This is a genomic window from Pseudomonas sp. GW821-FHT02C04 (genome assembly GCF_059421845.1).
On sequence record NZ_JBWKVT010000004.1, the window covers coordinates 584598 to 610225 of the forward strand.

Annotated in this window: 21 protein-coding genes; 8 read left to right on the plus strand and 13 right to left on the minus strand. The window is 60.9% G+C overall.

Going from position 1 to position 25628, the window contains the following annotated elements:
- Positions 1 to 24: 24 nt before the first annotated feature.
- Entirely contained in the window at positions 25 to 621 is a 597-nt protein-coding gene (locus tag AC07VV_RS18235; RefSeq protein ID WP_096819748.1) for a MarC family protein, read from the minus strand.
- A 252-nt stretch (positions 622 to 873) separates the two neighbouring features.
- On the opposite strand from AC07VV_RS18235, the gene AC07VV_RS18240 reads away from it, so the two are divergent.
- Both AC07VV_RS18240 and AC07VV_RS18245 read left to right on the plus strand, forming a co-directional pair.
- The gene (locus AC07VV_RS18240; RefSeq protein ID WP_495037015.1) at positions 874 to 1668 is read left to right on the plus strand and encodes a hypothetical protein; all 795 of its coding nucleotides are present in this window, start codon (positions 874 to 876) and stop codon (positions 1666 to 1668) included.
- Positions 1669 to 1729: 61 nt separating this feature from the next.
- Positions 1730 to 2440 (plus strand): hypothetical protein, encoded by a 711-nt coding sequence (locus AC07VV_RS18245; protein WP_495037016.1) that lies wholly within the window; start codon positions 1730 to 1732, stop codon positions 2438 to 2440.
- Here the strand turns inward: AC07VV_RS18245 and AC07VV_RS18250 are convergent, their stop codons facing one another.
- The 12 genes from AC07VV_RS18250 to gcbA all read right to left on the minus strand — a co-directional run bounded on the left by AC07VV_RS18250 (position 2441) and on the right by gcbA (position 18517).
- On the minus strand, positions 2441 to 5218 hold the full coding sequence (locus tag AC07VV_RS18250; RefSeq protein ID WP_495037017.1) for a hybrid sensor histidine kinase/response regulator: 2778 nt from the start codon (positions 5216 to 5218) through the stop codon (positions 2441 to 2443). It lies immediately after the preceding gene.
- A gap of 102 nt (positions 5219 to 5320) precedes the next feature.
- Positions 5321 to 6613 (minus strand): phosphoribosylamine--glycine ligase, encoded by a 1293-nt coding sequence (gene purD, locus AC07VV_RS18255; RefSeq protein ID WP_102620084.1) that lies wholly within the window; start codon positions 6611 to 6613, stop codon positions 5321 to 5323.
- A 189-nt stretch (positions 6614 to 6802) separates the two neighbouring features.
- Positions 6803 to 8410, minus strand: a complete 1608-nt coding sequence (purH, locus tag AC07VV_RS18260) for a bifunctional phosphoribosylaminoimidazolecarboxamide formyltransferase/IMP cyclohydrolase (protein ID WP_495037018.1) — start codon at positions 8408 to 8410, stop codon at positions 6803 to 6805.
- Between the two features lie 82 nt (positions 8411 to 8492).
- Positions 8493 to 8813 carry a DNA-binding transcriptional regulator Fis gene (gene fis / locus AC07VV_RS18265; RefSeq protein ID WP_003186237.1) on the minus strand — a complete coding sequence of 107 codons (321 nt, stop codon included), beginning with the start codon at positions 8811 to 8813 and terminating at the stop codon, positions 8493 to 8495.
- On the minus strand, positions 8810 to 9820 hold the full coding sequence (gene dusB / locus AC07VV_RS18270; protein WP_493065778.1) for a tRNA dihydrouridine synthase DusB: 1011 nt from the start codon (positions 9818 to 9820) through the stop codon (positions 8810 to 8812). The genes fis and dusB overlap by 4 nt, the downstream gene beginning before the upstream one ends.
- Before the next feature lie 185 nt (positions 9821 to 10005).
- Positions 10006 to 11277 carry a DUF3426 domain-containing protein gene (locus AC07VV_RS18275; protein WP_495037019.1) on the minus strand — a complete coding sequence of 424 codons (1272 nt, stop codon included), beginning with the start codon at positions 11275 to 11277 and terminating at the stop codon, positions 10006 to 10008.
- Positions 11278 to 11307: 30 nt separating this feature from the next.
- The gene (gene prmA, locus AC07VV_RS18280; RefSeq protein ID WP_085732735.1) at positions 11308 to 12186 is read right to left on the minus strand and encodes a 50S ribosomal protein L11 methyltransferase; all 879 of its coding nucleotides are present in this window, start codon (positions 12184 to 12186) and stop codon (positions 11308 to 11310) included.
- Positions 12187 to 12352: 166 nt separating this feature from the next.
- Complete coding sequence (gene accC / locus AC07VV_RS18285; protein WP_096819741.1) at positions 12353 to 13711, minus strand: acetyl-CoA carboxylase biotin carboxylase subunit; 1359 nt, start codon at positions 13709 to 13711, stop codon at positions 12353 to 12355.
- 17 nt (positions 13712 to 13728) lie between these two features.
- A complete protein-coding gene (gene accB / locus AC07VV_RS18290) occupies positions 13729 to 14193 on the minus strand; it encodes an acetyl-CoA carboxylase biotin carboxyl carrier protein (RefSeq protein WP_096819740.1) in 465 nt (154 codons plus the stop codon).
- A 24-nt stretch (positions 14194 to 14217) separates the two neighbouring features.
- Positions 14218 to 14673 (minus strand): type II 3-dehydroquinate dehydratase, encoded by a 456-nt coding sequence (gene aroQ / locus AC07VV_RS18295; protein ID WP_096819739.1) that lies wholly within the window; start codon positions 14671 to 14673, stop codon positions 14218 to 14220.
- Positions 14674 to 14848: 175 nt separating this feature from the next.
- Positions 14849 to 16795, minus strand: coding sequence for a methyl-accepting chemotaxis protein (locus AC07VV_RS18300; RefSeq protein WP_495037020.1), 1947 nt, complete (start codon positions 16793 to 16795; stop codon positions 14849 to 14851).
- A gap of 51 nt (positions 16796 to 16846) precedes the next feature.
- The gene (gene gcbA / locus AC07VV_RS18305) at positions 16847 to 18517 is read right to left on the minus strand and encodes a diguanylate cyclase GcbA (protein WP_495037021.1); all 1671 of its coding nucleotides are present in this window, start codon (positions 18515 to 18517) and stop codon (positions 16847 to 16849) included.
- A 416-nt stretch (positions 18518 to 18933) separates the two neighbouring features.
- Here gcbA and AC07VV_RS18310 point away from each other — a divergent pair, with 416 nt between their 5' ends.
- From AC07VV_RS18310 to AC07VV_RS18335, 6 genes are all read left to right on the plus strand, one after another.
- Entirely contained in the window at positions 18934 to 20001 is a 1068-nt protein-coding gene (locus AC07VV_RS18310; protein ID WP_096819736.1) for a DUF2333 family protein, read from the plus strand.
- Positions 20002 to 20004: 3 nt separating this feature from the next.
- Entirely contained in the window at positions 20005 to 20562 is a 558-nt protein-coding gene (locus tag AC07VV_RS18315; RefSeq protein ID WP_495037022.1) for an NUDIX hydrolase, read from the plus strand.
- 187 nt (positions 20563 to 20749) lie between these two features.
- A complete protein-coding gene (locus tag AC07VV_RS18320; protein ID WP_096819734.1) occupies positions 20750 to 21121 on the plus strand; it encodes a translation initiation factor Sui1 in 372 nt (123 codons plus the stop codon).
- A 219-nt stretch (positions 21122 to 21340) separates the two neighbouring features.
- The gene (gene speA, locus AC07VV_RS18325) at positions 21341 to 23254 is read left to right on the plus strand and encodes an arginine decarboxylase (protein WP_493071234.1); all 1914 of its coding nucleotides are present in this window, start codon (positions 21341 to 21343) and stop codon (positions 23252 to 23254) included.
- A gap of 232 nt (positions 23255 to 23486) precedes the next feature.
- Positions 23487 to 24827, plus strand: coding sequence for a type VI secretion system Vgr family protein (locus AC07VV_RS18330; RefSeq protein ID WP_495037023.1), 1341 nt, complete (start codon positions 23487 to 23489; stop codon positions 24825 to 24827).
- Positions 24824 to 25618 (plus strand): DUF4123 domain-containing protein, encoded by a 795-nt coding sequence (locus AC07VV_RS18335; RefSeq protein ID WP_495037024.1) that lies wholly within the window; start codon positions 24824 to 24826, stop codon positions 25616 to 25618. The genes AC07VV_RS18330 and AC07VV_RS18335 overlap by 4 nt, the downstream gene beginning before the upstream one ends.
- The last annotated feature ends 10 nt before the right edge of the window (positions 25619 to 25628 follow it).

The window sequence follows — 25628 nt, forward strand, 5'->3', positions numbered from 1 at the left end:
GTCGGCGGTCTTTTTGTTTCCGGCTCAAGGCACCAGGTAGCCTTTGACCCCGGTAAAGATGATCTGTGCTGCCAGCGCGCATACGAACAGCCCCATCAGGCGGCTGACGATCTGCAGGCCCTGGTCGCCGAGAATCCGCTCGATGCGGTTCGACAAGTAAAGCACCACGCCAACCGTGAAACTGGCGAGCGCGATGCTCATGATCGCGATCAGCTTGTCATCCCAATGCGGCTGGCTGACGCCCATCACCAGCAATGCACCGATGGTGCCGGGGCCGACGGTCAGTGGAATGGTCAGCGGAACAATCGTCACATCCTGCTGCACGTTGTCGGTCTGCACGGCCGACTTGCCCTGCGCCATGCCCAGCGCCGAGATGAACAGAACGCTGCCGGCACCGATGCGGAACGCATCCACGGTGATGCCGAACACATCGAAAATCACCCGTCCGAACAGATACAACAACACGCTCGACACCAGGGTGGCGATCGCTACTTTCCAGGCCAGGCGCCGTTGTTCCTTGCGCGAATAACCCCGGGTCAGGCTGATGAAGCAGGACAACACGAAGAACGGGCTGTAGAGCACCAGCATCTTCAGGTAAACGCTGAACAACACATGGAGCATGATTGAAACTCGCGCCGACGAAAGTTGAACGGAGTCTATCAGGCGCCGGGCGGTCTGTCGGCAAGATCGCTATGGGTGATCGATTGGTAGTTGTGAAGTTGCTGTTGGTTGTTTTGGTTCAAGTGTTGTTGTGACTGTTTGTTGTTATCTATTGGTAATGGTTGTTGGCTTGTTAGTTGGTTTTCTGCTGTGTAGTTTTGTTTTGCGAGCTCAGGAAGAGTTTGCTGATAAATTAAACTAAGGAAATAAGTCGTGGAAAAAAATACTGTTGTTACCGTCGCCGATCGCCTGGAGCGTCTAAGTGCTTATGATGTAACGCCTGAAAAGATCATTATCAATTCGCGCAGTGCTGCCGGCGTAATGGCTTTTGAAATTGAAGCGCCGAGTCGGGCTTCGGTGGTGGGTGATGCGATTCTATCTTTTGTTTCGGGGATGTCCGATCAGAATCGTGCAGATGTGCTCAATACTTATCTGTTTGCATCGCTGGCAGCGAACAAGAAATACCCCGCCGATCATCAGGGTAAAGAGTGGTATCAAACCTTCCTCACGGTCATGCAGGACGCTGGCTGGATTGTCCTGAAACGCTACTACGACTCGACCAGCGCCTCGGGTAAAAGCTTCACCATGGACCAGTTGGCCCTGAAGATCCTGAGCTCGGCAGTCGCTGCGGCTGCTGTGCCGGGCCCGACGTCGGCACTGTTGTTGAAAGTCGCCGGCGATGCGATGGCCTCGCTGCAGAGTTCGGATAAACCGCTGAAAGTATTCGATCAGAACATTAAAGATAAAGGCACTGGCGGTTTTGCTGTGGGCTCTTGCCTTGAAACCGATAGCCAGGAAGTTATTTTGACATTGGGTGCTGTCCGTTTTATTAATCGTACGAATCAGACTAAAGTGCTGTTCGTTAATTGGGATAGCAGTTCCGTGGATCTGTATCGTGGCGAATCGCACATGACCATGGTGCCGTCCATCATTGAAAAGACTCGCGCCATTATCGCTGGCAAGTTGGGTGATCGTGCGGTCAAGCAAATCAGTGAGTGGGAAATCTGATTTAATAAAAGTAGATGGTGGTGTGAAACGTCGCCATCTACTTCCTGTGCTGGAGGTATGGATGAACACGCAATACTTGGCTTATGCCAATGCGGGAGCACTGGTTTTGCTGCCGTCAGGAATGTCCGCCCAGGAACAGCAAGACGTTCAACACTCTGTCTTGTTTGCACAATTGGCAGCCACCCGGAAATGGCTTCAATCCAGCCAGGTCGAATGGTATTCGATCTGGCAGCAAGTTTTGAAAGACAGTTGGTTGCAACGGAAAGTGGCATGGGACACCTTCACCCCGCCGGTAGACGCCACGGCAACGGCCATGGACTGGATGACCCTGCTGCTGGAGAAGTCGCTCGATGATGTCGATGCCCGTGAATGCCTGCCGTTACTGCAAGACATTGCCGGTTTGTCGGCGGCAGATCCGCTGATCGGGTTTCTTCGGGAGAGAGTCCAGCAACCTGTACTGGCACCGGAGGACGAGGCCGGGCCGGTTGACCTGCTTCGTTTTCTGGTCGTCGTTGCGCAACCGGGTCCTCGTCTGAACGCGGTGTATATCACCCTGAAGTCTTCAGAGGGCGGCGCAGTCAATCCGTTTTCCAGGGTCTTCACATCGGCCGATGTGCAGGGCGTCGTCGAACAAAAGTTTTTCCAGGCGGATATGTCTGCCGTACTGCAGGAGCCGATCCGAAGCGTGCTGGAAAAACGCCTGGAACCGTTCGCTGAGCTGATCCGGAAAATGCCCGGGAAGCCAGAGGTGGAGGTCAGCGTCGAACGCTGATCAGGACGTCCGTGCGGTGCTGCGATTTTGCTGATCACGCTGGGCCACCCAGTGCTCGATCAGCTCGCGCAGTTGCGACAGTTCCACCGGTTTGGCCATGTGCCCGTCCATGCCGGCCTGGCGTGCACGCTCCTTGTGTTCGGCGAGGATGTGCGCAGTCAGTGCGACGATCGGCGTTCGGATGCGCTGATTGCCGACTTCCCAGGCTCGCAGTTGCTGGGTGGCGGAGAAACCATCGAGGATCGGCATTTCGCAGTCCATCAGCACCAGGTCGTAGCGCTGGGCCTTCATCGCCTGCAAGGCTTCTTCGCCGTTGCTGGCGGTGTCCGGTTGCAGGTTGAGTTTGCCGAGCATGCCGCGGATCACTTTGGTGGAAATCGTGTTGTCCTCGGCGACGAGGATGCGGAAATCGCTCGGGACTTTGACTGCTGTGGCCGGGCCAGCCGCTTGTGGCTGGAACACCGCCTGACCCCGGTTGCGCTGGTTCAACTCGTCGGCCAGCGTGGTCTTGAGCGTGTAGCCGGCCACCGGTTTGGCCAGGATGCGTTTGATCCCCGAATTGCGCGCGATGATCTTGCTCGGTGCATTGCTGATACCCGTGAGCATGATCAACAGGATGTCGTGGTTCAGGCTCGGGTCTTCCTTGATCTTGGCCGCCAGTTGCATGCCGGTCATGCCGGGCATGTTCTGGTCCAGCAAGACCACGTCGAAGTAATCACGCAAGTGCGCCTTGGTGCGCAACAGGGCCAGTGCTTCCTTGCCTGACGGCACCGCACTGACGTTCAGGCCCCAGGCGCTGCACTGTTGCACCAGCACTTTGCGGCAGGTGTCGTTGTCGTCGACCACCAGCACCCGCGCGCCTTGCAACGGACTGTCGAGATCGGAAGTCGGGTGTTCCAGTCGGTCGGGGTCCAGCGGCAGGGTCAGCCACAGGGTGCTGCCCTGGGTGGCGCCACTCTTGATGCCGAACTCGCCCTGCATCAGGCGAATCAGTTGCCGTGCGATCACCAGCCCTAGATTGCCGCCCAACCGGTTGGCCGACAGGAAGTGCTTGCTGTGCAGCTCGGCGTGCATCAACGCATCACGCTCTTCCTGGTCCATCGGCTGGCCGCTGTCCTGCACGGCAATGCGCAGGCGCGGTTTGCTGCTGCGCTCATCGAGGGCAACCACCACCAGCACTTCGCCTTCTTCGGTTTTCTTCAGGGCGTTTTCCAGCAGGCTCAGCAACGTCTGGCGCAGACGCGTCGGGTCACCGCTGATGACCCGTGGCACTTGCGGCTGGATGAAACTGATCAGCTCGACGTTCTGCTGTTCGGCCTTGGCGCGGTAGATGCTCAGGCAATCGTCGATCAGTGCGTTGAGGTCGAACTGCACGTCGTCCAGTTCGATCTGCCCGGACTCGAGGCGGGAGATGTCGAGGATCTCGTTGATCAGGGTCAGCAGTTCGTTGCCGGCGCTGTGGATGGTCTGCACGTAGTCGCGTTGTTTGACAGACAGCGGCGTGCCGAGCAGCAGTTCGGTCATGCCCAATACGCCGTTCATCGGCGTGCGGATCTCGTGGCTGATCTTGGCGAGGAACTCGGCCTTGGCATTGATTTCTGCGTTGCTCGCGGCGAGGTCGCGGCTGATGCTGAAGCGGCTTTCGGTGATGCTGCGCTGGCGCTCGCCAAGGGCAATGCTCATCAGCAGGCCACTGATGCAGATGAAACCCATCAGGGTCATGATCAGGCCTTGCGGTGCCACCAGGGTCAGCCCCAGCAAGGCCGGAAGGATGATCAGCGTGCCGATGTTGAACACCACCATCGCGGCGACGAACAAGCGGGCAGGGCGGTAGCCTTTCTGCCAGTGATAGAACGCCACCAGCAACATGCTCAGACCGGCCAGGGCCACCAGTGCGTAAGTGATGATGTTCAGCGGCAGGGTGTTGACGAACAACAGTAGCAGGCTGCAGATCACGATGAACAGGATGTCGCCCAGCAGCAGTTTGTTCAGCGGGTGCGGGCCGAGCGGGGCGAAGAAGCGGTAGGCGAACATCAGGCCGGCCGGCGCGGTCAACAGAAGGGCCAGATAGGCGCCGGGGGTCTGGATCGCATGCCAGTTCGGCAGCCATGGGCCGGCGAGGTTGAGCAACAGCAACAGGCTCAGGCTCAGCAACGCTTCACAGACTGCCAGCCACAGGCTGCTGCGCGAGCGGGTGTAGGCGTAGCGGATCAGGTTGTGCAGGATCAGCATGGCGAGGCAGCCGAACAGCAAGCCGTAGATCAGCGTCTGATTATGGTTGGCCGCGCCCATCACCGCCGATTGCAGGGTGATGTACGGGCGCAACTGGTGGTCGGAGACCAGCCGCAGATAGACGTCGAGGGACTTGTCGCTTTGCGGCAGCGGCAGCAGGAAGTCACTGCTCGGCAATGGGCGCTCGGCCTGGGCCTGGACGGTGCCGGTTTCCCGTTGCTCGATCAGTCTGTCGCCATCGAGCACGTACAGATTGAGGTGTGACAGGTCGGGAGCGAAGATGCGCAGCACTTGTTCGTGCTTGCCGGGCGCCAGTCTGAAGCGCAGCCATAACGCGCCATCGGGTTCGGCCGCGGTGAGGCGGTCAAGCTCGATAGGGCTGAATTGATTGGTGTAGCGGGCGGAGCGAATGTCGCTCAGCTGGAGGTTGCCCTGATCGTCGAGCAATACCGACCAGCCACTGCCTTGCGCGGCCTGGGCCGGGAGCATGCAGAGCAAGGTCAACAGTGTGACGGTGAAGCCTATGGCAATCCTGAGCCAGCGCACGGCGAAATCCCTTCGTAGGTTGATGCCAGAATATAACGATGCGCAGCGTCGGAACAGTCCGGCAAGGACCAAGGGCCCTTGCCGGAAACACAGCGTAGCTTATTACCGGGTTTCGCCGCGTTCACGAGCAATGGCGCGGTAGCCAATGTCGGTGCGGTAGAAGCAGCCTTCCCAGTCGATGGCCTTGGCCAGTTTGTAGGCCTGCTCCTGGGCAGCACCCACGCTGGCGCCCATAGCAGTAGCGCACAGCACCCGACCACCGGCCGTCACGACGTTGCCGTCCTTGAGCGCGGTGCCGGCGTGGAAGACCTTGCCTTCCAGGTTTGCTGCCGCGTCCAGACCGTTGATCGTCGCGCCCTTGGCGTAGTCGCCCGGGTAACCGCCAGCGGCCAGCACGATGCCGACGCTCGGACGTGGATCCCACTGCGCTTCGACTTTATCCAGGGCCTGGGCCAATGCCGCTTCGACCAGCAACACCAGGCTCGACTGCAGACGCAGCATTACCGGTTGGGTTTCCGGATCGCCGAAACGGCAGTTGAACTCGATGACCTTCGGATTGCCGGCCTTGTCGATCATCAGACCGGCGTACAGGAAACCGGTGTAGACGTTGCCTTCCTCGGCCATGCCGCGCACGGTCGGCCAGATCACCAGATCCATCACACGCTGGTGCACGTCGGCGGTGACCACCGGGGCAGGGGAGTAGGCACCCATGCCGCCGGTGTTCGGGCCGCTGTCGCCGTCGCCGACGCGTTTGTGGTCCTGGCTGGTGGCCATCGGCAGGACGTTCTTGCCGTCGACCATGACGATGAAGCTGGCTTCTTCGCCGTCGAGGAACTCTTCGATCACGACGCGCGAACCGGCGTCGCCGAAGGCGTTGCCCGCGAGCATGTCACGCACGGCGTCTTCGGCTTCGGCCAGGGTCATGGCGACGATCACGCCTTTACCGGCGGCCAGGCCGTCGGCCTTGATCACGATCGGTGCGCCTTTTTCACGCAGGTAAGCCAGGGCAGGCTCGATCTCGGTGAAGTTCTGGTAGTCGGCGGTCGGGATCTTGTGGCGAGCCAGGAAATCCTTGGTGAAGGCTTTCGAGCCTTCCAGCTGCGCGGCACCGGCGGTCGGGCCGAAGCAGTCCAGGCCACGAGAGCGGAACAGATCGACGACGCCGGCCACCAGCGGTACTTCCGGGCCGACGATGGTCAGGGAAACGTTCTTCTCGGCGAAGTCAGCCAGTTGCTCAAGGGCCAGCACGTCGATGGCAACGTTTTCGCACTTGGCTTCAATCGCGGTGCCAGCGTTGCCCGGTGCGACGAAAACCTTCTGCACACGCGGATCCTGAGCCACTTTCCAGGCCAGGGCGTGTTCGCGGCCACCGCTGCCAATGATCAAAACATTCATTTCAAAAACCTCGGATGACGCTAATTCTGTTTTAGAACCTGAAGCGCTTCACGCTCCAAGAGGTCGCAATGAAGTCGGTAGATGCAAGGCGGAGTCGACCTCGGTGAGCGGAGTTGCCTTTTGGCAATGAGCATCATCGAGGTCGGCTCCAACGCAGCAGATGCCGGCTTCAGTGCGGCCGTTGTCTGATTAGTGACGGAAATGACGCATACCGGTGAATACCATCGCGATGCCGGCTTCGTCAGCAGCAGCAATCACTTCAGCATCGCGCATCGAGCCACCTGGCTGGATCACCGCCGTGATACCGACCTTGGCCGCATTGTCCAGACCGTCGCGGAACGGGAAGAACGCATCCGATGCCATCACCGAACCGGCGACTTGCAGACCGGCGTGTTCAGCCTTGATCGCGGCGATACGCGCCGAGTTCACACGGCTCATCTGGCCGGCGCCGACACCGATGGTCTGGCGGTTCTTGGCGTAGACGATGGCGTTGGATTTAACGTACTTGGCCACTTTCCAGGCGAAGATCAGGTCGTGGATTTCTTGTTCGGTCGGGGCGCGCTTGGTCACCACTTTCAGGTCGTCGGCGCCGATCATGCCGATGTCACGGCTCTGAACCAGCAGGCCACCGTTGACGCGCTTGTAGTCCCAGGCAGCAGCGCGGTCAGCCGACCAGTCGCCGCAGGCCAGCAGGCGCACATTGGCCTTGGCAGCAACGATGGCGCGGGCTTCTTCGCTGACGCTCGGGGCGATGATCACTTCGACGAACTGACGCTCGACGATCGCCTTGGCGGTCTCGGCATCCAGTTCACGGTTGAAGGCGATGATGCCGCCGAACGCCGATTCGGTGTCGGTGGCGTAGGCCAGTTCGTAGGCCTGACGGATGCCGCCTTCGGCGTCCGGGCTCACGGCCACGCCGCACGGGTTGGCGTGCTTGACGATCACGCAGGCCGGTTTGACGAAGCTCTTCACACATTCCAGCGCGGCGTCGGTGTCGGCCACGTTGTTGTACGACAGCTCTTTGCCTTGCAGTTGGGTCGCGGTGGCGATGCCGACTTCGGCAGGCTTGGCCTCCACGTAGAACGCCGCGCTCTGGTGCGGGTTCTCGCCGTAGCGCATTTCCTGGGCCTTGATGAACTGGCTGTTGAAGGTGCGCGGGAATTCGCTGCGACCTTCAGTGCTCAGGTTTTCGGCTGCCTGGTTCACGGTGCCCATGTAGTTGGCGATCATGCCGTCGTAGGCGGCGGTGTGTTCGAACGCCTTGAGCATCAGGTCGAAACGCTGAGCGTAGGTCAGACCGCCGGCCTTGAGGTTTTCCAGGACGTTGGCGTAGTCGCTGGCATTCACCACGATGGCCACGTCTTTGTGGTTTTTCGCGGCCGAACGGACCATGGTCGGGCCGCCGATGTCGATGTTCTCGATGGCAGTCGGCAGGTCGCAGCCTGGCTTGCTGATGGTGGCTTCGAACGGGTACAGGTTGACGGCTACCAGATCGATCGGCTTGATGCCGTGCTCGTTCATGATCGCGTCATCGATACCGCGACGACCGAGGATTCCGCCGTGGATTTTCGGGTGCAGGGTTTTCACCCGGCCGTCCATCATCTCTGCGAAACCGGTGTAATCCGCGACTTCCACTGCGGCCACGCCGTTGTCCTGCAGCAGTTTGAAGGTCCCGCCGGTGGAAAGGATTTCCACGCCCAGGGCTTCCAGCTCCCTGGCGAATTCGAGGATCCCGGTCTTGTCGGAAACACTGATCAAGGCGCGGCGGATCGGCAGGCGGGTAGTCTGGTCGGTCATCTCAATTTCCATCAAAAGCAAGGGAAGTCAGCAAAAAAGGCGACCGGTTTTACGCGGGCGCCTTTCTGGTTTGATTGAATGCTTACAGCAGATCGTACTGCTTGAGTTTCTTGCGCAGCGTGCCGCGGTTGAGTCCGAGCAGCTCGCTGGCCTTGGTCTGGTTGCCCTTGACGTAGTTCATCACGCTTTCGAGCAGGGGAGCCTCGACTTCGGAGAGCACCAGGTTGTACACGTCCGTGACGGCTGCGCCCTCAAGGTGGGCGAAATAATTGTGCAGCGCCTTCTCGACACTCCCGCGAAGGGTCTGGCCTTCTTCGCTCGGTGTATTGAGGTGCTGTTTCAAATTCACGTTGTCGCTCACGGGTGTTGTTCCACTCACTAAAGTCTCGGTCATCATCGTCATGCGGCCACCCCTTCTCCGTCCCCTGTCAGGCTCTTGTAACGTTCGGCGAAGAACTCCCGAACGTTGGCGCATTGTGTTTCCGTACCATCCAAACGATTGAAACGGGCGCGAAACTCCTTGGCGCCCGGCAAGGTTGCGAGATACCAGCCCACATGCTTTCGGGCAATGCGTACACCCATCACGTCCCCATAAAAGGCGTGGAGGGCAGCCAGATGCTCAAGCAGAATGCGTTCCACCTCGATCAGCTCCGGCGCCGGCAGTTTTTCGCCGGTACGCAGGAAGTGGTCGATCTCACGAAAAATCCATGGCCGCCCCTGGGCGGCCCGGCCGATCAACAGGCCATCGGCACCGGTCGCGTCGAGCACGTAGCGGGCCTTTTCCGGCGATACGATGTCGCCGTTGGCAAAGACCGGAATCGACACCGCCTGCTTGATTGCGGCAATGGTGTCGTACTCGGCTTCGCCGGTGTACAGGTCGGCGCGGGTGCGGCCATGCACCGCCAGCGCCGTGATCCCGGCCTGCTCGGCGATCTTCGCCACGGTCAGGCCGTTCTTGTTGTCGCGATCCCATCCGGTGCGGATCTTCAGGGTCACCGGCACATCAACCGCAGCCACCACGGCGTGCAGGATCTCGGTAACCAGTGCTTCATCCTTCAACAACGCGGAGCCGGCTGCCTTGTTGCAGACTTTTTTCGCCGGGCAACCCATGTTGATGTCGATAATCTGTGCACCCAGTTCGACGTTGGCCCGGGCCGCATCCGCCAGCATCTGCGCGTCGCCACCGGCAATCTGTACCGAGCGTGGCTCGGGATCGCCTTCGTGGATCATGCGCATGCGCGACTTGCGGGTGTTCCACAGGCTCATGTCACTGGTGACCATTTCCGAGACTACAAGCCCTGCGCCCAATCGCTTGCACAACTGACGAAAGGGCTGGTCGGTGACACCCGCCATGGGGGCGAGGATCAAGCCGTTCTGCAATGTATATGGGCCGATGCGTACCGCCGACATAGGACTTCCCTGAAGTGGGGCCGGATCATGAGAGTTCGAAAAAGGGTTGGCATGATACCCGCTCTCGATGACTGGATAAAGGCTGAATTGAACAAAATCTGAACAGTTATTCTGTTATTACCGCCGGTTTGGTCGGTCGATGCCCAGTCAGAAAACTGCCGTCAAACCCGGAGCGGTGAAGCGTTTCACTCGGGCGAGTGGAAACTCAGGCTGTAGTTCACCGCTTTCGGCCCCGGGTCGAGGATGTCCAGGGCGATGTGGATCGGCGTCTGCGGTGGCATTTCCGCCATGCCTTCGAGGTCGCCGTTGAGGTATTCGCCGGGTTTGAAACGACGACTGGCGATCAGGTGGCCGTTGAGGTCGGCGAAGCGCAACTCCAGCAGCGGAAACGGTTGAGAGAAGGGCGCGCGGTTATAAATGATCGCGTCCACCACCAGCGCTCCGCTGAATTCCGGATGGCTGCGCACCACCAGGTTGCTGCTCTTGATCTTGGCGATATCGACCTTGGACGGCACTGTGCAGCCGATCTGCGGGCACAGTTGCTGGAACCATGGGCGGTATTGATCCTGACGGGCCAGCTCATCGAAATGATAGGCGATGTACTGGCCGGCGAGAGCGCCAGCGGCCAATAGGATCAGCAACAGCCAGAGCAGGCGTCGGCCCCAGGGCGAGCGGCGTTTCTGCCAGTCCAGTTGCAGCGGGTCGTCGGTCAGGTCCTGCAGCACTTCGGCACGTACGCCGGGCTCGCTGCGTTCGCGCTTTTTACGCGGCGGCTCGACCGTTGTCAGGTCGTCGTCCGTCTCGTCACTGGCCGACAGGCGTTCGTGGCGCGCGGAATGATCGATCGGGTCGTGCAGGCGCAGTTGCGGGATGGGCGGCTCGTCATCGAGATCCACTGGTTCCAGCGACAATGACGGTTCGGTGCGTTCGGGTTTTACCGGTTCCGGATCGACGGCTTCGGTTTCATGCTCGGGCTCGCTGATCCGCTCGTCCGCCGGTTCGCTGAACAGGCTGTCCGACCACGGCTCGTCTTCCGGCTCATGGCTGTCGCGTCGAGCGCTGAGAGACTCTTCGCGCGGGCGGCCGAATTCGGTGGTCGGCTGGATTTCCCGCTGCTCGAGGCGGGCCAGTTCCTGATCCAGATCCAGGCTGTCCAGGTCCAGCTCGGCGGCGCTCCACTGCTTCTGGCTGATGGCGCGCGGCTCAGGCGGTTCGATTGGCTCGGGTGGTCTGGCGACGACCGGTGCTTCGGTGACCGGTGCCGGTTCGACGATGGCTGGCGCTACCGGCGTGACTGCTTCCTTGCCTGCGCGTTGTTCGAGCAACTGCTTGGCTGCGTTGAACACTTGCAGGCAGGAGCCGCAACGAACCACCCCGCGGGCCACGCTCAATTGAGTGTGGCTGACGCGGAAACTGGTTTGGCAATGCGGGCACTGGGTGACGAAGCTGTCGGTCATGCGGCGATCCGGATTGAGCAGGCGGTCATTCTAGCGCCGACGGCCGGTGATGCGCACCCAGCCATCACGATTGGCAATCGGGTCGAGATCGAAGTCCTGCGCATAGGCGGCGGCGACTTCTTCACCCTGTTCGGCGAGAATCCCGGACAGTGCGAGACGCCCGCCGGACTTGACCAGACCGGACAGTTGCGGCGCCAGGGAAACCAGCGGGCCGGCCAGGATGTTGGCCACCAGCACGTCGGCTTTGACCTGCGGCAGATCCTCCGGCAGGTACAGCGGGAACAACTCGTCGGCAATGCCGTTGCGACCGGCGTTGTCGCGGGAAGCTTCCAGCGCTTGCACGTCGATGTCGGTGCCGACGGCCTCCTTGGCGCCGAGCAGCAGGGCGGCGATGGCCAGAATCCCCGAACCGCAACCGAAGTCCAGCACGTTGCAGTCTTTCAGGTCCTGACCGTCCAGCCATTCCAGGCACAGGGCAGTGGTTGGGTGGGTGCCGGTGCCGAACGCGAGGCCCGGATCCAGCAGCAGGTTGACCGCGTCAGGCTGCGGCGCGGCGTGCCAGCTCGGCACGATCCACAGGCGCTGGCCGAATTGCATCGGCTGGAAACCGTCCATCCAGCTGCGTTCCCAGTCCTGGTCTTCGATCACTTCGCTGTGATGCTCGGGCAGCGGGCTGCCGGTCAGCAGTTCCAGATGGGCCAGTACCGGGGCGGCTTCGGTGCCGCCCTCGAACAGGGCCAGCAGGTGGGTGTGCGCCCACAGCGGGGTGGTATTGAGTTCCGGTTCGAAGATCGGCTGATCTTCGGCGTCCATGAAGGTCACCGAAACGGCGCCCACTTCAAGGAAAGCGTCTTCGTAGGTTTCGGCTTGTTCTGGGCTGATGGCGAGACGGACTTGCAGCCAAGGCATGGCGGGCACCTGTGAAAAAGATTGATTGCAGCCTAGCGGCCTGCGAGAAGCGCGCAAGTTTACGCGAGCGCGACGGTTTTGTGGGAGCGGGTAATGTGTGAGCAGATGAAACCTTAAGAAACAACAAAGCCGCCCGAAGGCGGCTTTGTCATGTGCGGGCTGAAGCTTAGTGCTTCTCGCCAGCCAGCTTGTGCTCGAGGTAGTGAATGTTCACGCCCCCTTTGCAGAAGCCTTCGTCGCGGGTCAGGTCACGGTGCAGCGGGATGTTGGTCTTGATCCCGTCGACCACGATTTCGTCCAGGGCATTGCGCATGCGTGCCATGGCTTCGTCGCGGGTGGCGCCGTAAGTGATCAGCTTGCCGATCAGCGAGTCGTAGTTCGGCGGAACCGCATAACCACTGTACAGGTGCGAATCGACGCGAACGCCGTTGCCGCCTGGTGCGTGGAAATGCTTGACCGTGCCCGGGCTCGGCATGAAGGTTTTCGGGTCTTCAGCGTTGATCCGGCATTCCAGCGAGTGACCGCGGATGACCACGTCATCCTGAGTGAACGACAGCTTGTTGCCAGCGGCGATGCTGAGCATCTCCTTGACGATGTCGATACCGGTGACCATTTCCGAAACCGGGTGCTCCACCTGAACACGGGTGTTCATTTCGATGAAGTAGAAACGACCGTTCTCGTACAGGAACTCGAAGGTGCCGGCGCCACGGTAGCCGATGTCGACGCACGCCTTGACGCAGCGAGCGAGGACTTCCTTGCGGGCCTGCTCGTCGATGCCCGGTGCTGGCGCTTCTTCGAGGACCTTCTGGTGACGGCGCTGCAGCGAGCAGTCACGGTCGCCCAGGTGGATGGCGTTACCCTGGCCGTCGGACAGAACCTGCACTTCGACGTGACGCGGGTTGGTCAGGAATTTTTCCAGATAGACCATCGGGTTGCCGAACGCCGCGCCAGCTTCGGTGCGGGTCAGCTTGGCGAAGGCGATCAGGTCTTCTTCCTTGTGCACCACGCGCATGCCGCGACCACCACCGCCGCCAGCGGCTTTGATGATCACCGGGTAGCCGACTTCACGGCCGATGCGCAGCGCCGTTTCTTCGTCTTCCGGCAGTGGGCCGTCAGAACCTGGAACGGTTGGAACGCCCGCTTCGATCATCGCGTGCTTGGCCGATACCTTGTCACCCATCAGGCGAATGGTGTCGGCTTTCGGGCCGATGAAAGCGAAACCGGAGTTCTCGACCTGCTCGGCAAAGTCGGCGTTTTCCGCGAGGAAACCGTAGCCTGGGTGAATGGCGGTAGCGCCAGTCACTTCAGCTGCCGCGATGATTGCCGGGATGTGCAGGTAAGAGTGCGCGGCAGAAGCCGGGCCGATGCAGACGGATTCGTCTGCCAGACCCAGGTGCATCAGCTCTTTGTCGGCCTTGGAGTAAACGGCGACGGTCTTGATGCCCATCTCTTTGCAGGCACGCAGAATCCGCAGGGCGATCTCACCGCGGTTAGCGATCAGAACTTTTTCCAACTTCGCAGTCATCAAAGGCTCTCCGCAGTTCAAACGATGGTGAACAGCGGTTGGTCGTACTCAACCGGCTGGCCGTCTTCGACGAGGATGGACTCGATCACACCGCTGGTTTCAGCTTCGATGTGGTTCATCATCTTCATGGCTTCAACGATGCACAGGGTGTCGCCTTTCTTCACGGTCTGGCCGACTTCAACGAAGGACGGCGAGGTTGGCGAAGATTTGCGATAGAAGGTGCCGACCATCGGCGAACGGGCAACGGTGCCGTTCAGCGCTGGAGCAGCAGCGGCAGCTGGAGCGGCGGCAGCGACTGGAGCGGCAGCGGCAACAGGTGCAGCGGCCGGAGCCTGCATCGGAGCCGGTGCGTAGTACTGCTGCGCCGGGGTCTTGCTGTGGCGGCTGATGCGTACGGACTCTTCGCCTTCCTTGATCTCGAGCTCGTCGATGCCGGACTCTTCCAGCAATTCGATCAGTTTCTTAACTTTACGGATATCCATGAATCATCAACTCCCAAGGGTCGGTCAGGGGCGTATAGCTTGTTGTTCAAGCTGCTCTAGTGCAGCCTCCAGGGCCAGTCGATAACCGCTGGCGCCAAGGCCGCAGATCACTCCCACCGCTACGTCGGAGAAGTAAGAGTGATGGCGGAAAGGTTCGCGTTTGTGCACGTTGGACAAATGCACTTCGATGAATGGGATGCTCACCGCCAGCAGCGCGTCACGTAATGCGACACTTGTGTGTGTAAAAGCTGCTGGGTTGATCAGAATGAAGTCCACACCTTCGCCGCGTGCGGCGTGGATACGGTCGATCAATTCGTACTCGGCGTTGCTTTGCAGGTACAGCAGGTGATGGCCGGCTTCACGGGCGCGGCGTTCCAGGTCCTGATTGATCTGCGCCAGGGTCGTCGACCCGTAGGTCCCGGGTTCGCGGGTGCCGAGCAGGTTCAGGTTGGGGCCGTGCAGCACCAGTAGCGTTGCCATCTGCGTGTTCCTTGTTATGGGTGAGCCTTCGTCAGAACCCGGCGACTATGCCGCAAAGACTTTGTGACTGTCCAGTTCTCTGCAATAGCCAGCACGATCTCCGATGTTTGCGCGAAATATGTGACTGAGTGATCAGATCCGGTCATTCACGCCGCTAAACCCGGCACAATCGCGATCAGACACGGAATGCCTGAACCGCTGTATGCAGTTGCCCACCCAATACCAGCAGATTCTCTCCTTGTTCGCGTCCTTCGCCGATGCGCAGCAAGTTATCCCCACCCAATTGGTGAATCCGTTCGCTGTGATCGCGGATTTCGCTGACCGCGCCGCTTTGCTGCGCCGTGACATCGGCGATGCGGACTGCCGTGTCGGAAATGGTCTGGATTGCGCCGACGATCTTGTCCAGCGCACCGTCCGCCGATTGCGCCTGATTGGCTGTGGCTTCGGCGTGTTCAACCTGAGCGCGCATGCCTTCGACCGATTGTCGGGCCGCAGTTTGCAGGCCGGCGATCAAGGTCTGGATTTCTGCGGTGGCGCCAGCGGTGCGTTGCGCCAGTGAGCGGACTTCCTCGGCCACCACGGCAAAACCACGGCCCATTTCCCCGGCGCGGGCGGCTTCGATCGCTGCGTTCAGCGCCAGCAGGTTGGTCTGGTCGGCAATCGAGCGAATCACCGTCAGCACGCCGCCGATGGTGGCCGACTCTTCCGCCAGATGCTCGATCATCTGTGCATTGCCTTGCACTTCTTCTACCAGTGCATGCAGGCCGGTGAGGCTCAGGCCGATGACTTTTTGCCCATGCTCGACAGCCTGTCCCGCGTGACGGCTGGCGTCTGCAGCCTGACGCGCATCGCCGGCCACTTGCTGGATGGTTGCTTCCAGTTCGCTCAGGGAGTCGCGGATCAGTGCTGTATCGCCGGCCTGATGTTCGGCACCGCTGTGCAGGTCATTGCTCAGATCGGCGAGGGTGCGACTGCTGCCCGCTACTTGCTCGGCGTTGCCGCGAATCGTCCCGACCAGATCCACCAGATAGGCACGCAGGCGGTTGAGCGACGCTTCGATGTCGTGCAGTTCGCGGTTGGTCTTGCCCAGATGAATGTCACGGCTGAAGTCACCTTCGGCCCAGGTCGACAGCGCCGGTGCGAGGTTGGTCAGGGTACGGGCCAGGCGTCGCTGCAAGGTGTCGATCAGCAGGGCGATCAACAGGATCAGGCCGATCATCACGCCTTGCATCAGGCGCACTTCGCTCTGAATCTGGCCGTGCTGGGCGCGCACTACTGGCTCCAGACCGGCGATGGCTTGTTGAACGGCAGCGATTTTCTGGTGGGTGGCGGTGCTGAGTTCGGTGCGTTTCTGGATCTGGTCGCGGGTACGGGCCAGTTCTGCAGGATAGCGGCCAAGCAAGCTGTTGAGTTCGCGTTTGAGGCCGACGCCGGCATCTTCGGCGACCGCTTTTTCAGTGCTTTCAATGCCCATCATCGAGGCAAAATCGTCGCTGCCGGATTCACTGCGGGTGACCACGCCAAGCAAGGGCAGGGCATCGATCGCCTGGGCCTGGGTGCGGATGTTGGTGACCTCCCGCTCGACATCGGCAGCCAGTTCGCTGCGCCCGCTGCTGACCAGTTTGTCCCGGGCCAGCGACAACTTGCCCAGGTGTTGAGAGGCCGCGAGCAGCGGTGTCAGGTAAGTCGAGTTGCCACCGGCATAGGTGCTGAGCTGATCGAGGCTGGCGCTCAGTTCGCGCTCGGCCTGCAACAGCAAGGCCTGTGGATCCCCGGCCAGTTTGCCGGCGGCGAGCAGGTCGGTCTTGCTGAATTCTTCGAGGCTCGACAGGCTCGGGCGTAGGGTGTCGGCCAACGCTGGCGGCAGTTCGCCGAGCTCTTTCTGCAAGCTGTCGATGGCCTGACTGGCGCTGCTCAGGCGCAAGGCGTCGCCGCTGCCGAGGTAGTCCTCGACGTTGCGCGCCACTTCATTCTGAAATTGCTGGGACAGCCCGAGGTAGCGCTCCATCAGCAGATAAGGGCGTTCGAGGGCTTTTTGCGACCACCACAGCGTGGCGCCGAGGGCCACGCAGACGGCGACCAGCAACAGCGTGTTGAGATTGGTGAGCAACTTCAGGCGCATGACGGCTACCAACGGCAGAAATGGTAAGCGCCTGAATTTATTGCGGTTCTGTTACAGGGTTATGACCGAATCGGTGGAATCCGGTGAAAAAGTGGCACTTTGCTTTGAGTCCCGCGCGGTCTGCACCCGATTGCGGCCTTCACCCTTGGCGCGGTACAGCGCCTCGTCGGCCTGGCTGGCCATCATCAGGCTGTCGGAGTCGTCGTGCATCTCCACCACCCCGGCGCTGAACGTGCACCACAGATCCTGCGGCTGGGCCGGGTAATGGATTTCGGCAAAGCGCTGGCGGATTTCGTCGAGCACTTTGTGCGCGGCTTCTATATCGGTGTCGGGCATGACGATGGCGAATTCTTCGCCGCCGTAACGGCCGATGAAATCGGTCTTGCGCAGACGTTGCTTGAGGAACAGCGCCAGGCTCTTGATCACCCGGTCGCCCATGGGGTGGCCGTGGCTGTCGTTGACTCGTTTGAAGTGGTCGATGTCGAGCATCGCAAAACTCAGCGGCTTGTTCTCGCGGCGGGCGCGGAACGAGCAGTCTTCCAGTAACTGAAGAATGTGCGTGTGGTTGTACAGGCCGGTGAGGCTGTCGCGGACCATCCGCGCCTTGAGATTACGTGCCCGTGCCGCACGGTTGCGCACCGTGGTGATCAGGTGGCGCGGCTTGATCGGTTTGGTCAGGAAGTCATCGCCGCCCTCGCTCATGGCGTCGAGCTGCTTGTCCAGGTCGTCTTCGGCCGACAGGTAAATGATCGGCACGCTGACGTAGCGATCGTTGTGACGGATGACCTTGGCCAGTTCGGTGCCGGTGCAGGCCGGCATGTACATGTCGAGGATGATCAGGTCCGGCTGGAAATCCGCCAGCTCGGCCATCGCCTGAATCGGCTCGATCAATGTGCGCGTGACAATCCCGGCGCTGTTGAGCAGGCGCTCGGTGTGCATCGCCTGGGCGCGGGAGTCGTCGATGATCAGTACTTTATAAGGCTCGTACTGGGCGACGCAGGTCAGGACTTCGATTTTCTCCAGCAGGCTCGAAGCTTCGAGGGTGCCGGTGAGAAACTCTTGACCACCAGCGCGCACGGCGGCGAGGCGGGTCGGGGTGTCGGTTTCATGCAGGCTGAAGAACAGCAGCGGCAGCGGTTCTTCCAGACCTTGCTGGGCCTCGGCGGCGAGTTTCAGGCCGACGCCGGCGCCACTGAAGTCCACGTCCATGACGATGGCGGCCGGCAGGCGCTCGACCATCGACGAGCGAAACGCCGACACGCTGTCCAGCGCCTGGGCGCTCAGACCAAAAAACTCAAGTTGCTTGGCCAGCCGCTCGGCGCGGTCGTGATCCTGAAGCATCACGTAGATCGGTTTGCGCAGGGGCGGCAAAAAGGTCTGGTCGAGCTGATCGCCATGGCGCAGGCCGGTGCGCGACAAGCGCTGCATCAAACGGTTGAGATCGGTGATCAGGCCGCTGCTCAAGCGTCCGCGATTGGCATCCACCGCTTCCAGTGACTGGCTGATGTGATGGGCGAGTTGAGTGTGCTCGGGCTGTTCGAAGCGTTCGGCAAAACGCAGCAGGCGCAGGTTGGCCTCGCTCAGTTCGGCGAGGTCGGCAGTGGACCACTCACTGCGTTGCAGGCGCTGCCATATCTCAAGAATCTGACGTGCCTGATGAATTACCCGCTGGGCAAAGTGGTGCTTGAGGCGCTCACGGCTGGGGTCTTCTGGCTCGGTCATATCCTGACTACTAGTTAGGGTGCATGCTGAGATCGACTGGTGGCTCTATGCTAGCACCTCTTTCCGGTTACATGAGTGTCGTACGTCAATAATCTGCGGTGCGTCACCATTCAGTTTCCGACCGGCGGGTTTCAATCCGCACCGGATCGTCGGGAAAGTTCCCGTGAACAGGGCACTTCGTGGCGTATCGAGAACCAGGTTCTGCCGAAAGCGCGAAACGAAAACCTGAGGGTTCACGAATTTTTCCATCGGTATCGACAAGGTTTTCTCAGGGCGACAGGTATCAGGGAATCCCTTAGCGCACGACGGCAGGCCAGAAGAGTCACCCCCTGTCATTATTGACGGGTGCGGGCCAGAGGCACGTTGTTGTATGGTTGCTGTCGAACCGTTGAACCCAAGATTGAAAGGATATCGCCATGCTGGACTGGAAGAATCGCGCGGGCAGCGCGCCCGAACGTGCCGCCGAGCCGAAGTCGGCCGCGCGCAGCTATGTTGGCGGCCTGTTGTTCAGCCGCGCGCTGGCCACGCTGGTCGGTATTTATCTGTTGGTGACCATCGGCCTGGGCTGGTACTGGAGTGAAGAGCCGGCCCTGTTCCCGGTGGCGCAGAACGCACAGCTTGCCGCCGAGAAAGAAGGCAAGCAGATGGTGGTTGGCTACACCACCGTCGAAACCCTCAAGACCGTCGCCGGCACGCTGCTGAACAAGCCGGGCGGCTACATTTCCAACGATCGCTTCCCGCCGGGCTTGTGGATGGACAACATGCCGAGCTGGGAATATGGCGTGCTGGTGCAGGTGCGTGACCTGACCCGTGCCTTGCGCAAGGACTTCGCCCGCTCGCAGTCGCAATCGGCTGAAGACGCCGATCTGGCCAAGGCCGAACCGCGCTTCAACTTCGACAACAAGAGCTGGATCCTGCCGTCCAGTGAGTCGGAATACCAGGAAGGCATCAACTCCCTGAGCCGTTATCAGGCGCGCCTGTCTGACCCGACGCAAAAGAACGCGCTGTTCTACGCTCGCGCCGACAACCTGAACAACTGGCTGGGTGATGTCGGGACTCGTCTCGGTTCGCTGTCGCAACGACTGTCGGCCAGTGTCGGCCGGGTCAAGCTCAACACCGCGCTGAAAACCGAAGTGCCGGCGGTGGGTGAAGTGCCACAGGTCGACGAGGAAATCGTCGAGACCCCGTGGATGCAGATCGACAACGTGTTCTATGAAGCCCGCGGCCAGGCCTGGGCGCTTTCGCACATGCTGCGTGCCATCGAAGTCGATTTCGCCGACGTGCTGGCGAAGAAGAACGCTACGGTCAGCGTGCGCCAGATCATTCGTGAACTGGAGGCTTCGCAGGAGCCGGTGTGGAGTCCGATGATCCTCAACGGCAGCGGCTTCGGGGTGCTGGCCAACCACTCGCTGGTGATGGCCAACTACATTTCCCGGGCCAACGCCGCCGTGATCGATCTTCGTCAACTGCTCAATCAGGGCTGAGTCATGAGCGACAACGCCAGAGAGGCAGCCCACCGGGCGGCCTCGGATGCCGAACAGATCGCCTGGGTCGACGAGCAGGACAACCTGCTCGGCGCCCTGGTGCGCTCCGACCTTCGCGAACGCGGGCTGATCGGGCGTGGCACCTACATCATGCTGTTCAACTCCGCCGGTGAGCTCTGTGTCCATCGGCGGACCCTGAGCAAAGCCATTTATCCCGGCTACTGGGATGTGGCGGCGGGCGGCATGGTGCAGGCGAACGAGACCTACGTCGAGTCGGCGGCCCGTGAGCTGGAAGAAGAGTTGGGGGTGAGCGGCGTCGAGCTGACGGCCCACGACCATTTCTACTTCGAGGACACCGGCAATCGCCTGTGGTGCTCGGCGTTCTCGGCGGTGTGGGACGGGCCGTTGATCCTGCAACCGGAAGAGGTACTCGAAGCACGCTTCATTCCGGTCGCTCAGGTCATGCTGGAAATCGAGCAAAAGCCTTATTGCCCGGACTCTCTGGCAGCCTTGAAGCGCTATCTGAAGGCTCAACAAAGCGACGTCGCAAAGAACTCATAAAATGGCGCCGATTGGCACTTAGCAATCGGCGTTTTTGCCGTTACACTGCGCGACCTTTTCAAGCTGTGCCGGCCTGCTTTACAGGAGCAACCGGCACAGTAGCGCTGCCCCTGCCTGAGTGGGGCTTCGCGGTCGATAGCCTTGCCCAAGGCTGCGATCAGTCTTTGTCCTCCCAAGAGGATTGCCGGTGGCCAAAAAAGCCGCATCCTTCGCCGCCCTGGGCGGCCTGGTATTTTCCACCGACGCAGGTCGTCATTGCCCGGAATGCAGTAAGCCGGTGGACGCCTGTATCTGCAGACAAACCGTGATCCCGGCCGGCGACGGCATTGCCCGCGTGCGCCGCGAGAGCAAGGGCCGTGGCGGCAAGACGGTGACCACCATCACCGGCGTGCCCCTGGCCGAAGACGCACTCAAGGAGCTGGCGACAACGTTGAAGAAGCGTTGCGGCACCGGCGGTGCGTTGAAAGACGGGATCATCGAAATCCAGGGCGATCATGTCGAGCTACTCTTGGCCGAGTTGATCAAGCACGGTTTCAAGGCGAAGAAGTCCGGCGGCTAGCAGCCTCTGTGAAAACCACCAGCGGCTTGATCCGGCTCTGATTGTCATCAGTCCCGGCGTCGTCTCCATGGTTTTCACAGAGCCTGTTCATGACCGGTTTCTAAACTCAACGCTGTCAGCGCGGTCTACCGCCCCGCTGACGAACCGTCATTTTCATTCTTTAGACTGCGCCGGCCTGCAATCAGGCGACGCACTATGACTTCTTTATAGGGGACTTCGATGTCCGTACGACGCACACGCAAAGACGATGGCAGCCAATGGACAGTTGCGGACAGCCGCAGTGTTTACGGGATTCGCCATTGGGGGGCCGGGTATTTCGCGATCAATGACGCCGGTCGCGTCGAAGTTCGTCCGAACGGCCCGAGCAGTTCACCGATCGACCTGTTCGAACAAGTCGACCAGTTGCGCAAGAGCGGTCTGTCCTTGCCGCTGCTGGTGCGTTTCCCCGACATTCTGCAAGACCGCGTCCGCCAGCTGACCGGTGCGTTCGATGCCAACATCGAGCGTCTGGAGTACCAGAGCAAGTACACCGCGCTGTACCCGATCAAGGTCAACCAGCAGGAAGCGGTGATCGAGAACATCATCGCGACCCAGAATGTTTCCATCGGTCTGGAAGCCGGCTCCAAGCCTGAGCTGCTGGCCGTGCTGGCGCTGGCACCGAAGGGCGGCACCATCGTCTGCAACGGTTACAAGGACCGCGAGTTCATCCGTCTGGCGCTGATGGGCCAGAAGCTCGGCCACAACGTGTTCATCGTGATCGAGAAAGAATCCGAAGTCGGTCTGGTGATCGAAGAAGCGGCTTCGCTGAAGGTCAAGCCACAGGTCGGCCTGCGTGTTCGCCTGTCGTCGCTGGCTTCGTCGAAGTGGGCGGACACCGGTGGCGAGAAATCCAAGTTCGGTCTGTCGGCAGCGCAACTGCTGTCCGTGGTCGAGCGCTTCCGCGCCGCCGGCCTGGATCAGGGCATCCGCCTGCTGCACTTCCACATGGGTTCGCAGATTGCCAACCTGGCCGACTACCAGCACGGCTTCAAGGAAGCGATCCGTTATTACGGCGAGTTGCGCAACCTGGGTCTGCCGGTCGATCACATCGACGTCGGTGGCGGTCTGGGCGTCGACTACGACGGTACCCACTCGCGCAATGCCAGTTCGATCAACTACGACATGGACGACTACGCCGGTGTCGTGGTCGGCATGCTCAAGGAATTCTGCGACGCGCAGAGCCTGCCGCATCCGAACATTTTCTCCGAAAGTGGCCGTTCGCTGACCGCGCACCACGCCATGCTGGTGGTGCAAGTCACCGACGTCGAGAAGCACAACGACGACGTGCCGCAGATCGAGAACAAGGAGTCGCTGCCGGAAACCGTGCAATGGCTGGTTGATCTGCTCGGTCCGACCGACATCGAAATGGTCACCGAAACCTACTGGCGCGCCACTCACTACATGAGCGACGTGGCCGCCCAGTACGCCGATGGCAAACTGACCCTGGCCGAGAAAGCCCTGGCCGAACAGTGCTACTTCGCCGTGTGCCGTCGCCTGCACAACTCGCTGAAGGCGCGTCAGCGTTCGCACCGTCAGGTGCTGGACGAGCTCAACGACAAGCTGGCCGACAAGTACATCTGCAACTTCTCGGTGTTCCAGAGCCTGCCGGATACCTGGGCCATCGGCCAGGTGTTGCCGATTCTGCCGCTGCACCGTCTCGACGAAGAGCCGCTGCGTCGTGCTGTCCTGCAAGACCTGACCTGCGACTCCGACGGCAAGATCAAGCAATACGTCGACGAGCAGAGCATCGAGACCAGTCTGCCGGTGCACGGGTTGAATGAAGGTGAGGATTACCTGCTGGGTATCTTCCTGGTGGGCGCCTATCAGGAAATCCTCGGCGACATGCACAACCTGTTCGGTGACACCGACTCGGTGAACATCTATCAGAACGCCGACGGCAGCGTGTACCACGCCGGGATCGAAACCCACGACACCATCGAAGACATGCTGCGCTATGTGCACTTGTCGCCGGAAGAGCTGATGACCCACTACCGCGACAAGTGCGCCAGTGCCCGTATCAGCGCTACCGAACGTACCCAGTTCCTCGATGCGCTGCGCCTGGGTCTGACCCGCTCCTCCTACCTGTCTTCCTGACGTCAGGTTCCGAATCCATCAGGTTGTCTGAAATTGTTCCGCACGCAGCGGAAGTTTCGGATGACCTGATGAGACTTGTCTTTTTCTGCTAGCGAATTGGCCTTCATCCTCACAAGAAAAGTGATGTTGTCTGCTTTTCGCGTAGGCCATTTCCTAATTTGTACTTCGGCTCTCTACTCGGCCATGGCTCTCGGCGAGAATCCCCGGCCGCCCCTCCTGTAGAGAATCGCCCATGTTCGATCCAGCCGACGAGTCGTCGTTTCGTCTCGATGTCGCGGGTCTGTCCGCCCCGCTCGAAGTCCTGGCCTTTACCGGTTGCGAGGCGATCAGCGAGCCATTTTCGTTCGAAATCGATCTGTTGATCGACGACCCTCATCTCGACCTTGCCGGCCTGTTGTACCGCTCGGCGCGCCTGTGTTTCGGGCCTTCGGGCAACGGCGTGCACGGACAGTTGCAGGGGCTTGTCCAGCACGAACAGAGTCATGGCGCCAGATTGTGCCGGGCGCGACTGAGCCCGAAACTGAGTTGTCTGGGCCTGCGCCATAGCCAGCGAATCTTCAGTGGCCGATCGGTGCCGCAGATCCTCGATCAGGTGCTCAGGGAGCACGGCATCAGCGGTCACCAGCGCCGGTTCGAATTGCAGGCTGACCATCCGTCCCGCACGTTTTGCACCCAATACGGCGAATCGGACCTGCAACTGGTGCAGCGCCTGTGCGCGGAGTCGCGGATCCACTATCACTTCGAGCATGGACGCGAGAACCATTGCCTGGTGTTCGGTGACGATCCGGCGTTGCTGCCGCAAACGGGGAGGGTGAGTTTCGCGGCGCAGGGGCGTGCGCCAGCAGTGCGCCGCTGGCTGATGCGGGAACAGGCCCGTGGGCCCGGTGATTGCGCCTTGCGGGCCCGAACGGCGCAGGGGCATTCCGATGTGCCGACCCTGCGTTGCGGTCGGTGGCTGAATTTGTCCCCGCAGCCGTTTGCAGAGAGCGACACCCACTGGCTGTTGACCCGTATCGAGCACCGCGCCGATCAGACGCTCGAACCCTCCTACAGCAACCGCCTCTGTGCCGCCGAACACTTGCAGGCGTGTGAACCGGTCGTAGAACGTTCAGCATTGCGCATGGGCAGTCTGCAGCGGGCCTGGGTGGTGGCGGTCGATGAGCCGCGACCGGATCGCTCGCGGCCGGTCGCGGTGCAATTCGACTGGCTCTATCAGGGCGAAGGGGCAAAACCCAGCCACTGCTGGCTGCCGTTGGCTCCCGCGTTGGCGGATACGGCGCTGACGTCATTGCGTGAAGGTGTCGAGGTGGTAGTGAGCTTTCTCGAAGGCGATCCCGAGCAACCGGTGATCAGCGGTGTTCTGCAGCCTGCGGCAACCACTGAGTGCCATGAGGATGACGAGCCGCCACTGCCCGACACCCTGGCGAGTGAAGGCTTGGCGCCCTGGCTGACGACAGGCGAGCCCTTGCTGCTGCTGTGCCTGATGCCGGGAGGTGGCAGTTATCGCCACTGCCGGGAGTCGGTGTGCAGCTGCCGACTGGTCGCCGGGTTCAGCCCTGGCGATGGACGATGAGTGGCAAGGCGCCGGGGCAGCGTGCGCAATGGCTTTTGCTGGATGTCGGGCATGCACCGCAGGCGTTGAGCGTGTTGCGTCAGGCGTTCTCCGGCGTACCGAGCCTGAAGCTGTTGGACGGCACGGAGTTTCAGCCGGTGTGCGAGCAGGGGCCGTTGTTGGTCGATCTGCGCGATTGTCCGGTGCTGTCGGCGTTGTGTCACACAGACCCGCAGACCTGGTGCGGGCTGCTGCTGGGCAGCGATGCCTCCAGCGAATCACTGCGTGAACATTTGCAACGGATGCTGACGGTTTCTGTCGGCCTGAATCATCGTGCACTGCTCAATTACTACGACCGGCAGACCGCCAGCTACTTTTTCGACGCCTGCGATGCCCGTCAGTTGAGCCGCTGGCTCGGGCCGATCAGTTGGCTGCGCTGGTTCGGCGGCACCTGGGCCGACCGGGCGAGCGGCAGCCTGGGCTGGCAACAGCTGCGAAATCCGGGACTGGCCGTCGAGCCACTGAAGATCGAACAGGCACTGACCCGTCATCAGCGTGAACGCTTGCACCGCTGCCTGCTGGAACAACATATCTGGCGCTGGAGCCAATCGACGGGAACCGATTACCGCACATTGTCCTCCCACGTTGAACAGGGCCTGGCATTGGGTTTCAGCGAACGGGCCGTGCTGGACGACTGGTTGTGGCTACGCTTGCAGCATCCGCGCGCAGAGCTGGTGCAGCCGCCGCCAGGATTGAATCCACGGGAGCGGCTCGACCATCTGCGTCGACGCTGGCAGAACGACTCACCCTGACACGAGGTTT